The 10,726-nt window shown below is 73.3% G+C and carries 7 protein-coding genes; 2 read left to right on the top strand and 5 right to left on the bottom strand.

Features of this window, described 5'->3' with window-relative positions:
• The first annotated feature begins 130 nt into the window (after positions 1-130).
• Positions 131-3,676, top strand: coding sequence for a transcription-repair coupling factor (gene mfd, locus VT50_RS31870; protein WP_046090492.1), 3,546 nt, complete (start codon positions 131-133; stop codon positions 3,674-3,676).
• A 206-nt stretch (positions 3,677-3,882) separates the two neighbouring features.
• Here mfd and VT50_RS31875 read toward each other — a convergent pair whose 3' ends face one another.
• The 3 genes from VT50_RS31875 to VT50_RS31885 all read right to left on the bottom strand — a co-directional run bounded on the left by VT50_RS31875 (position 3,883) and on the right by VT50_RS31885 (position 6,593).
• Positions 3,883-4,227: a helix-turn-helix domain-containing protein gene (locus tag VT50_RS31875; protein ID WP_046090491.1), complete on the bottom strand. Its 345-nt coding sequence runs from the start codon at positions 4,225-4,227 to the stop codon at positions 3,883-3,885.
• Positions 4,224-4,595 (bottom strand): type II toxin-antitoxin system RelE/ParE family toxin, encoded by a 372-nt coding sequence (locus VT50_RS31880; RefSeq protein WP_046090490.1) that lies wholly within the window; start codon positions 4,593-4,595, stop codon positions 4,224-4,226. Before VT50_RS31880 ends, VT50_RS31875 begins: the two co-directional genes overlap by 4 nt.
• 435 nt (positions 4,596-5,030) lie before the next feature.
• Positions 5,031-6,593, bottom strand: a complete 1,563-nt coding sequence (locus tag VT50_RS31885) for a PucR family transcriptional regulator (protein WP_046090489.1) — start codon at positions 6,591-6,593, stop codon at positions 5,031-5,033.
• A 246-nt stretch (positions 6,594-6,839) separates the two neighbouring features.
• On the opposite strand from VT50_RS31885, the gene VT50_RS31890 reads away from it, so the two are divergent.
• On the top strand, positions 6,840-7,202 hold the full coding sequence (locus tag VT50_RS31890; RefSeq protein ID WP_046090488.1) for a DUF1330 domain-containing protein: 363 nt from the start codon (positions 6,840-6,842) through the stop codon (positions 7,200-7,202).
• Between the two features lie 473 nt (positions 7,203-7,675).
• On the opposite strand, the gene VT50_RS31895 is transcribed toward VT50_RS31890, so the two are convergent.
• Complete coding sequence (locus VT50_RS31895) at positions 7,676-9,559, bottom strand: gamma-glutamyltransferase family protein (RefSeq protein WP_046090763.1); 1,884 nt, start codon at positions 9,557-9,559, stop codon at positions 7,676-7,678.
• A 53-nt stretch (positions 9,560-9,612) separates the two neighbouring features.
• Positions 9,613-10,662 carry an ABC transporter ATP-binding protein gene (locus VT50_RS31900; RefSeq protein ID WP_046090762.1) on the bottom strand — a complete coding sequence of 350 codons (1,050 nt, stop codon included), beginning with the start codon at positions 10,660-10,662 and terminating at the stop codon, positions 9,613-9,615.
• Positions 10,663-10,726: the final 64 nt, after the last annotated feature.

Below are 10,726 nucleotides of genomic sequence, written 5' to 3' on the forward strand. Positions count from 1 at the left end.
CCACAGACGCGTGGGCGGAGCGGCGGACCGGCGGACGTTGTCCGCGGGTGGCCGTACTCTGGAAGACCCCCGGCCCGTGACACGTGTCGGGTCGTTCGCGTTGTCCGCCTCCGGGATGGAATACCCCTTTATGAGCCTCACCGGTCTGCTCGACGCCGTCGTAAGGGACCCCGCGCTCGCCGAGGCGGTGCGCGGCGCCGCCGACGGCCATCGCCCCCACGTCGATCTGGTCGGCCCGCCCGCCGCCCGCCCGTTCGCCATCGCCGCGCTGGCGCGCTCCGCGAGCCGACCCGTGCTCGCGATGACGGCCACCGGCCGGGAGGCGGAGGACCTGGCGGCGGCGCTGCGCTCGCTGATGCCGTCAGGCCATGAAAACGCAGTGGTGGAGTACCCGTCCTGGGAGACGCTGCCGCACGAGCGGCTCTCCCCGCGCTCGGACACCGTGGGGCGGCGCCTCGCGGTGCTGCGCAGGCTGGCCCATCCGAGCCCGGACGACCCGGCGGCCGGTCCCGTCTCCGTCGTCGTCGCGCCCGTGCGGTCCGTGCTCCAGCCGCAGGTCAAGGGGCTCGGCGACCTGGAGCCCGTAAGCCTGCGGGCCGGGCAGACCGCCGATCTGGAGGAGATCGTGGACGGGCTCGTGGCCGCCGCGTACTCCCGGGTCGAACTGGTCGAGAAGCGCGGTGAGTTCGCCGTGCGCGGCGGCATCCTGGACGTCTTCCCGCCGACCGAGGAGCATCCGCTCCGGATCGAGTTCTGGGGCGACGACATCGAGGAGATCCGCTACTTCAAGGTGGCCGACCAGCGCTCCCTGGAGGTCGCCGAGCACGGGCTCTGGGCCCCGCCCTGCCGGGAGCTGCTGCTGACCGAGGACGTACGGGAGCGGGCCGCGGCCCTCGCCGAGGCCCATCCCGAGCTGGGCGAGCTGCTGGGCAAGATCGCCGAGGGGATCGCGGTCGAGGGCATGGAGTCCCTGGCCCCCGTCCTGGTGGACGAGATGGAGCTGGTGCTGGACGTCCTCCCGGCGGGCAGCATGACGGTCGTCTGCGAGCCGGAGCGGGTGCGCACCCGGGCGGCGGACCTGGTGGCCACCAGCCAGGAGTTCCTGCAGGCGTCCTGGGCGGCCACCGCCGGGGGAGGGGAGGCCCCGATCGACGTCGGCGCGGCCTCCCTGTGGAGCATCGCGGACGTCCGCGACCACGCCCGTGAGCTGGGCATGATGTGGTGGTCGGTGAGCCCCTTCGCGGCCGACGAGGACCTGGACGCGGACACGGTCAAGCTGGGCATGCGCGCCACCGAGAGCTACCGCGGGGACACCGCCCGGGCGCTGGCCGACACCAAGGGCTGGCTCGCCGACGGCTGGCGCACGGTCTATGTGACCGAGGGCCACGGCCCCGCCTCCCGCACCGTCGAGGTGCTGAGCGGCGAGGGGATCGCGGCCCGGCTGGACGGCGACCTCACCGAGATCAAGCCGTCCGTGGTGCACGTGGCCTGCGGCTCGATCGACTACGGCTTCGTCGACCCGGGCCTGAAGCTGGCCGTGCTGACCGAGACCGACCTGTCCGGGCAGAAGGCCGCGGGCAAGGACGGGGCGCGGATGCCCGCGCGCCGCCGTAAGACCATCGATCCGCTCACCCTCGAGGCGGGCGACTTCATCGTCCACGAGCAGCACGGCGTGGGCCGCTACATCGAGATGGTGCAGCGCACCGTCCAGGGCGCCACCCGCGAGTATCTGGTGGTGGAGTACGCCCCGGCCAAGCGCGGCCAGCCCGGCGACCGGCTCTTCGTGCCCACCGACCAGCTGGAGCAGGTCACCAAGTACGTGGGCGGTGAGGCGCCGACCCTGCACCGGCTCGGCGGCGCCGACTGGACCAAGACCAAGGCGCGCGCCAAGAAGGCCGTCAAGGAGATCGCCGCCGACCTGATCAAGCTCTACTCGGCCCGGATGGCCGCGCCCGGCCACGCCTTCGGCGCGGACACCCCCTGGCAGCGTGAGCTGGAGGACGCGTTCCCTTACGCGGAGACCCCCGACCAGCTCACCACCATCGCCGAGGTCAAGGAGGACATGGAGAAGTCGGTTCCGATGGACCGGCTGATCTGCGGCGACGTCGGCTATGGCAAGACCGAGATCGCGGTCCGCGCCGCCTTCAAGGCGGTCCAGGACGGCAAGCAGGTGGCGGTGCTGGTGCCCACGACCCTGCTGGTGCAGCAGCACTTCGGCACCTTCGGCGAGCGGTACGGCCAGTTCCCCGTCAACGTCAGGGCGCTCTCCCGCTTCCAGACCGACACCGAGGCCAAGGCGGTGCTCGAGGGGCTGCGGGACGGCTCGGTCGACATCGTCATCGGCACCCACCGGCTCTTCTCCTCCGAAACCAAGTTCAAGGACCTGGGCCTGGTCATCGTGGACGAGGAGCAGCGCTTCGGCGTCGAGCACAAGGAGCAGCTGAAGAAGCTCCGCGCCAATGTGGACGTGCTGACCATGTCCGCCACGCCCATCCCGCGCACCCTGGAGATGGCGGTCACCGGCATCCGCGAGATGTCCACGATCACCACCCCGCCGGAGGAGCGCCATCCGGTGCTGACCTTCGTCGGTCCGTACGAGCAGAAGCAGATCGGCGCGGCGATCCGGCGTGAGCTGCTGCGCGAGGGCCAGGTCTTCTACATCCACAACCGGGTGGAGTCCATCGACCGGGCCGCCGCCCGGCTGCGCGAGATCGTCCCCGAGGCGCGGATCGCCACCGCTCACGGGCAGATGTCGGAGAACGCGCTGGAGCAGGTGGTGGTCGACTTCTGGGAGAAGGAGTTCGACGTGCTGGTCTCCACGACCATCGTCGAGTCCGGGATCGACATCTCCAACGCCAACACCCTGATCGTGGAGCGCGGCGACAACTTCGGCCTGTCCCAGCTGCACCAGCTGCGCGGCCGGGTAGGCCGTGGCCGCGAGCGCGGTTACGCGTACTTCCTCTACCCGCCCGAGAAGCCGCTCACCGAGACCGCCCATGAGCGGCTGGCCACGATCGCCCAGCACACCGAGATGGGCGCGGGCATGTATGTGGCGATGAAGGACCTGGAGATCCGCGGCGCGGGCAATCTGCTCGGCGGCGAGCAGTCCGGCCATATCGCGGGGGTCGGCTTCGACCTCTACGTCCGGATGGTCGGCGAGGCCGTCGCCGACTTCCGGGCCTCGATCGAGGCGGGCGAGGGCGAGCCCGCGGAGGCGCCCCTGGAGGTCAAGATCGAGCTTCCGGTCGACGCGCACGTTCCGCACGACTACGCCCCCGGTGAGCGGCTGCGCCTCCAGGCGTACCGGGCGATCGCCTCCGCCACCAGCGAGGACGACATCCGCGCCGTCCGCGAGGAGCTGACCGACCGCTACGGCAAGCTCCCCGAGCCGGTGGAGAACCTCCTCCTGGTCGCCGGTCTGCGCCTGCTGGCCCGCGCCTGCGGCGTCTCGGACATCACCCTCCAGGGCTCCAACATCCGCTTCTCCCCGGTGGAGCTCCGCGAATCCCAGGAGCTGCGCCTCAAGCGCCTCCACCAGCGCTCGGTCATCAAACCGGCCACCAAGCAGGTCCTGGTGCCCCGCCCGGCCACCGCCCGCATCGGCGGAAAGCCGCTGGTGGGGCGGGAGCTACTGGCGTGGACGGGGGAGTTCCTGACGTCGATCCTGGGGTCGTGAGGGCGGTGGCCGGGTCGTGAGGTCGGCGCTTGGGGCAGCGTGAGGTCGGTGCCGGAGGCGTGAGGTCGGTGCCGGGGGCGTGAGGGTGATCGCGGCACGCCCGGTGCCGGTGCTCGTGGACCGGTCGCCGGGCGGAGCCGCGGCGCATGCCCCGACCGCCGCGCGATGACCGTGCCATGGTGTGCGAACCGGCGACGCCGTCGGGCTCAGACGATGCGGATCTGTTGATCGTCGACTTCGAGCACCAGGGTCAGCCGTGCCCCCAGGGCCTGCGCATAGGCGCGCATCGCCGTGAGATCCACCGACTTGCCCTGCTCCAGCTGGGAGACGCGGGCTTGGGTGATGCCGAGCTGGGCGGCGGCCTGCTGCTGGGTGAGCCCCCGCTCCCTCCGCAGCCGCTGCAGGTGATGGCCCAGTAGGTGGGCCTCCTGCTGGAGACGTGCGGCCTCCTTCCGTGCCGCCCACTCCGCCCCGCCCACCTCGGGGTGGGCCTCGCGACGGATCCGCTCGCCACTCCTCTTGACCTCGTCCCACGAGGTGAAACCGTTCATTCCGCCGCCTTCTCCTTGTGGTCGAGGCACTGCCGGCAGCGCTCCTCGGTGAGTGGGACGGCGATGTCGTACCAGCGTCGCCAGTTGCCCGCCTTGCCGCCCGCCACGACGAGGACGCACTCCCGGTCGGGGTCGAAGACGAAGGGGATGCGGATTCCGGTCCGGCCGGCCGCACCCGGGCGTAAATCCTTGAGGTTCCCCATCGAGCTGCCGTGGATCACATCGGCCATGGGACGGCCGAGGCTCGGGCCTATGGCCGCCAGCAGCTCGATGGCCTGCTCCACCGAGTCGGCCGAATGCGGATCGTGAGCACATAGGGCGAGGAACCAGTCGGCCACCTCGTCATGGATGTTGATTGACCACGCCACAAGCGAGTATAAGCAGCTGCTTGTAGAAGCGCGCTTTTATAAGGCCTTCTCATTCCCCCGAACGGGGTGGGCCTGTCCGTGCCGGTTTCAAGGGAGGGAGGGGCTGGCCACGCGCGACACCCCCGTCGTCGCGCGGGGCCGGCCCCGGCTTATGGGCCCGGCGGGGCGGCCGGGCCGGATGCGGTGCCGTGCGGGTGGGGAGAACGCGCGGTCAGCCCTCGGCGGGCGGCGGGGCTCGGCGCGACCCGTCCTGGCTTGTCCAGGACGATAGGCGCCCGCGGCGCCCGCGGCGAGGAACGATATGCACAGTGAGGACGCCGGGCGGTTCCCCTTCGAACGGTGAGTGCTCTAGTGAACGGCGTATACGGCGGTAAACGGGCGACGCGCGCGCGTCGCCCCCGCGGGCGTCGGCGCGTCCGAGCGTGGGTGCCCGGGTCAGAGCGCGCCCAAGGCTCTCATCGCGAGCCACAGTTCGTACTTCGCGCTCGGCGCGTTCAGCAGGGAGCGCCCCAGGATGTCTTCCGCCCTGGTCAGGCGCTTGCGAGCGCCCGGCAGCGAGATGCCGAGGGCGGCGGCAGCGGCGGGGAGGCGGGCGTCGGCGCGCAGCCAGATGCGTACGGTCTCCAGACCGGACGTCGGACCGCCCCGCTCCAGGGGGTGCAGCTGGGCCCGGGCCCAGGTCCCGGCGGCGGGGGTGCCCAGCACCGCGTCCAGCGTGGCGGTGTGCCCCGGCGGGGTCTGGGCGCGGGCCGCCGCGGCCTGGGGCGCGGTGTGCAGCCGCAGCGCCAGCCAGGCGGCCGACTGCGCGGCCAGGCTGCGGCTGACCTCCACGCCCAGCAGCTCGTCCAGATGGCGCATCCGCGCCGCGAGCGTATTGCGGTGGATCTTCAGATGGCGGCTGGCCGCCCCGCCGAAGCTGAGCCACGACCCGAGCGTGCCCAGCAGCTCCTGCGGACCCGGGTCGGCGCGGCGGGCCGGTGCGTACCGCAGACACGGCGCCAGGAGCTCGCCCGCCCACACATAGCCCTCCGGACCCGCCAGGGCGGTCACATCCACGGCGCCGCCGAAGCCCGCACGGTGCTCGCGCGCGTTACGGGCCACCGCCAGCGCGTGGATCGCCTGCTCGTACGCGGTCGGCGTGTCCCGCAGCGCGACCGGCGTGCTCACCCCGACCCGGCACTCGGGCGCCAGCCGGACGATCAGCTGGTCCAGCGAGTCACGGAACCGCGCGCCGCGCGGAACACCGCTCCCGGAACCCGAGCCCGGACCCGTAGCCGGACCCGGCTCGGGCGGTACGAGTGCGAGGAGGTGGTTCGGGCGCACCGGGCACGGCACGATCCACGCCCCGCCCTCCGCCTCGCGGTCGATCCGCCGGGCGATCTCGCGCCGCCGGGCGTGCGGGCACTCGATCACATACATCTGGACCACCGTGGGCAGCGCCGGCCGCAGCGCCCCGGCGATCCGCTGCGCGGCGGGCACGCTGCCCACCATCAGCAGGTGCAGCACCGCCTCCCGGCTGTGCTCCTCGGCCGACTCGATCCGCCGCCGCGCCCGCTCGGACTGCTCCAGCCGCCAGCACAGGGCGAGGGTGCGGGCGGCGTCGGCGAGCAGCACTCCGCAGTGCGGATCGTCCGGCCCGACGACGGCGAGATACGTCCTGGGGCCGGTGTCGAGCGCGATCAGATGCACCGGGGGCCCCTCGCCCCCGCCCAGCACGGCGGACGCCGCCCCGCGCCGGTGCAGCTCGACCGCGGCGTCGGCGGCGGCCTCGGCGGCGCGCCGCGCCACCACAGGGTCGTGCTCCCCGCCCGGCCCGGCCAGCACCCGCCCCGCCTCCCCGACCAGCACGGCCGGGCCCCCGGCCCGCCGCGCCAGCCAGCCGAGCATCTCCCGTACCGCCCCGCGCCGGGTGGCCAGCCGGGCGAGGGCGAGAACGTCGTCGGCGCGGTCGGCGCGGTCGGCGCGGTCGGCGCGGACATCGGGGGGCGGGGTGTCCATGAAACAGCACATTAGTTCTGATCGCCTGGGTTTCGGAAAGGGTCCGGTACGGCCTGTGGAAAACCTGTGGAGAGGGCGGAGATCACCGGGAGGGGGCACGGCTGGGCCCGCCCGGTGCCCACCGTCATGGCCGCCATGATCACTCCGCCCGGGTCCGCGTCATGACCTCACGGGTAATCGACGCTCCAGGCGGGGCGCGGCAGGCTGATCCGTGTCGCCGACCTGCTGGAACTTTATGGAGGAGCCATGCCCGCCGCCTACGCGTTCGCGCATCTGCACGACCGCAGCCCGCACCCCGACGTCATCGAGTACCTGGAACGGATCCAGGCCACCCTCGACCCCTTCCACGGCCGGTTCGTCATCCACGGCGGCACGCTGGAGGTGGTCGAGGGGGAGTGGCCGGGCAGTGTGGTGCTGATCGAGTTCCCGGGCGGGATGGCGGCCGCCCGCAAGTGGTACGCGTCGCCCGCCTACCAGGACATCCTGGCGCTGCGCACCGATCACATCGAGGGCGATGTGATCCTGGTCGAGGGCGTCGGCCCCGGCTACGACCCGCTGAACCGGGCCGAGAAGCTGCGATCCGCAGACCCCACCGGATACGAACGCTAGCGTCCACGCCGCCGGCGGGGCTTTCACCTCCCCGCCCCTTCCCACGGCCTCGATATGCGGCTCCGCCGCGTGGTGGGGCTCCGACCCAGACTCCTCGGGGGTGATGGGTCGGCCATCGTCGCCGAACACCCGCATGGCTGGGCGGGCGGGGTGCTCTCCCCGGGGCGACGGGTCGACGGGTCGACGGGTCGACGGGTCGACGGGTCGACTGTCGTCGTCGTACGCCCGCGGTGGTGGTGGGCTGTTCGTGGTTGGGGCACCGCTTCGGCCCCGGACCCCGGGGGTGACGGGTTGGCCGTCGTGGGGATCGGCGCATCGGGTGGGGAGGCCGACCGCGCCGTCTGCGACGCGGCCGGGGGCTGGGGCGGAGCCCCGGTTGTGGGAAGGGGCGGGGAGGGGAAGCAGCCCGCCGCAGGCGACGCGGTCCGTCGGACGCCCCTCGGCCAGCTGGCGGGCACGCCGGTCCGCGGGGGTCAGCGGCCTACCGCGTAGCCCTGGGTGCCGCGTGGGTTGGCGGCGGCCAGGAGGATGCCCGTCTCCGGGTCGCGGGCGACTGCGCACAGGCGGCCCTCCGACCAGGGGGCGCCGACCACGACGTCATGGCCGCGGCGGCGGAGTTCCGCGATGGCGGGTTCGCCGATGCGGGACTCGACGACCACCCGGCCCGCCGTCATCGCCCGGGGGTGGAAGGAGCCGGGGAAGGACTCCTGGTGCCAGTTGGGGGCGTCGATGGCGCCCTGCAGATCCAGGCCGGAGCGCACCGGCGCCCGTAGCGCGACCCCGAGGAAGAAGTGGGTGCTCCACTGGTCCTGCTGGTCGCCGCCGGGAGTGCCGAAGGCCATGACGGGGGTGTCGTCGCGCAGCGCGAGCGACGGGGTGAGCGTGGTGCGGGGGCGACGGCCGGGGGTGAGGGAGTTGGGCAGGCCGGGGTCCAGCCAGGTCATCTGGAGCCGGGTGCCGAGAGGGAAACCCAGCGCCGGGATGACGGGGTTGGACTGCAGCCAGCCGCCGCTGGGCGTGGCCGCGACCATGTTGCCCCAGCGGTCCACCACATCGAGGTGGCAGGTGTCGCCCCGGGTCACCCCGTCCCGATCGATGGCGGGTTCGCCGTGAGCCGGGCCTCCCAGCCCCAGGCCCAAGTCCCCTCCGTCGCCCGCCGGTTCGGTGCCGAGCGTCGGCTCACCGATGCCCGGCCCGGCGGCCGGTCCGTCCGCCCCGGACGCGGCGCGGGCCACGGCGGCCAGCGCCTGTGTGCTCAGGCGCGGCGTACGGCCCCCGGGGCTCCCGGGGCGCAGCTCGTACGAGGCGCGTTCGCCGATCAGCGCCCGCCGCTCGTCGTTGTACGGACGCGAGAGCAGCTCCGCCAGGGGAACGTCGGCGGCGTCCCCGTACCACGCCTCGCGGTCGGCCATGGCCAGCTTGCCGCCCTCGATCAGCAGGTGCAGGAAGTCGGGCGTGCCCAGGTCGGCCTCGCCCAGCCCGTACGGCAGCAGGGCGAGTTGCTGGAGCAGCACCGGTCCCTGGCTCCACGGCCCGGCCTTGCACACGGTCCAGCCGTTCCAGAAGTGCCGGACCGGCGGCTCGTACGTGGCCTCGAACGCGGCCAGATCGTCCCCGGTCATGGTCCCGGCGTGGCGGTGCCCGGACGAGTCCATCACGGGCCGGGCCGCCGCGTCCGCCAGCTCCTCCGCGATGAAGCCCTCGCGCCAGACCCGGCGGGCGGCCTCGATCTGGGTCTCGCGCCCCGGCCCTGCCGCCTCCGCCTCGGTGACCAGCCGCCGCCAGGTGGCGGCCAGCGCCGGGTTGGTGAGCAGCCGTCCGGCGCCGGGGGACTTCCCGTCCGGCAGATACAGCTCGGCCGAGGTCGTCCACTCGGTCTCGAACAGCTCCCGCACCGCCTCGATGGCACCCCCGATCCGCTCGACCGCCGGATGGCCGTGCTCGGCGTAGCCGATCGCGTACCGCATCACCTCGGCGAGCCGCTTCGTGCCGTGGTCGCGCAGCAGCACCATCCAGGCGTCGAACGCACCGGGCACCGCCGCAGCGAGCGGGCCGGTGCCGGGGACGAGGTCGAGGCCGAGCGCGGTGTAGTGGTCGATGGTGGCCCCGGCGGGGGCCGGGCCCTGTCCGCACAAGACGGTGGGTTCGCCGCCCGCTGGGGCGAGGATGATCGGCACCTCCCCGGCGGGCCCGTTCAGATGCGGCTCGACCACATGCAGGACGAACCCGGCGGCCACGGCCGCGTCGAAGGCGTTGCCGCCGTCCTCCAGGACGGCCATGGCGGACTGCGAGGCCAGCCAGTGGGTGGAGGACACCATGCCATGGGTGCCCTGCAGGGTGGGCCGGGTGGTGAACATCTCGGCGGGCTCCTGATCTCGTGCGGGTGCGGGTGCGGCTATGTGAGGGCCGGTCAGAAGGCCGAGGCCTTCTCGGGGGCCGAGGCGTCGGGCGCGGTGCCGTCGTCCGCCACCAGATGGCAGGAGACCTGGCGGCGCCCGCCGCCCTCCGCGAGCCGCCGCAGTACCGGCGGCTCGGTGCGGCAACGGTCGACGGCGAGCGGACAGCGGGTGTGGAAGCGGCAGCCGCTCGGCGGGTCCAGCGGGCTGGGCAGCTCCCCGCTGAGCACGATCCGGGCGCGCGACCGCTGCGCGGCCGGATTCGGCACCGGGGCCGCGGACAGCAGGGCCTGGGTGTACGGATGCTTGGGGTCGGCGAACAGCTCGGCGGCCGGGGCCTGTTCCACCAGCTGCCCCAGGTACATCACGGCGATCCGGTCGGCGAGGTACTCGACGGCGGCCAGGTCATGGGTGATGAACAGACAGCCGAACCGTCGCTCCCGCTGGAGGTCCGCCAACAGGTTGAGCACGGACGCCTGGACGGAGACGTCAAGCGCCGAGGTCGGCTCGTCGGCCACCAGCAGCTGGGGATCGACCGACAGCGCGCGGGCGATGGAGACCCGCTGCCGCTGTCCGCCGGAGAGTTCATGGGGCCGCCGCCGCGCCAGTTCGGGCCGCAGCCCCACCTGGGCCAGCAGCGCGGCGACCCGGTCGCGCAGGGCGTCGCCGGAGGCCAGGCGGTGCAGCCGCAGCGGCTGGCCGACGATGGCACCCACGGTCATCCGGGGGTCGAGCGAGGAGGACGGGTCCTGGAAGACCAGGTGGAAGTCCTTGCGCAGCGGGCGCAGCGCCCGTTGCGAAAGACGGGTCACATCGCGGCCGTTGATCGTCACCTGCCCCGCGGTCGGTCGGTCCAGCCGTACGGCACACCGCCCCACCGTGGACTTGCCGCTGCCGGACTCCCCGACCAGGCCGACGATCTCGCCCCGGCCGATGCTGAGGCTGACCCCGTCGACCGCCCTGACGGTGCCCGCGGGGCCGGTGAAGTGGCGGACCAGGCCGCTGATGTCGAGTACGGCGTCGTCCTCCCGCGACGCTTCCGGGGGCGCGACGGCGGCGGTCATGAGGCGGCCTCCTGTCCGGGGCGTTGGGGATGTTCGGGGTGTTCGGGGTGTTCGGGGTGTTCGG

The sequence above is a fragment of the Streptomyces antioxidans genome, assembly GCF_000968685.2.
In the GTDB taxonomy this organism is placed as follows: domain Bacteria; phylum Actinomycetota; class Actinomycetes; order Streptomycetales; family Streptomycetaceae; genus Streptomyces; species Streptomyces antioxidans.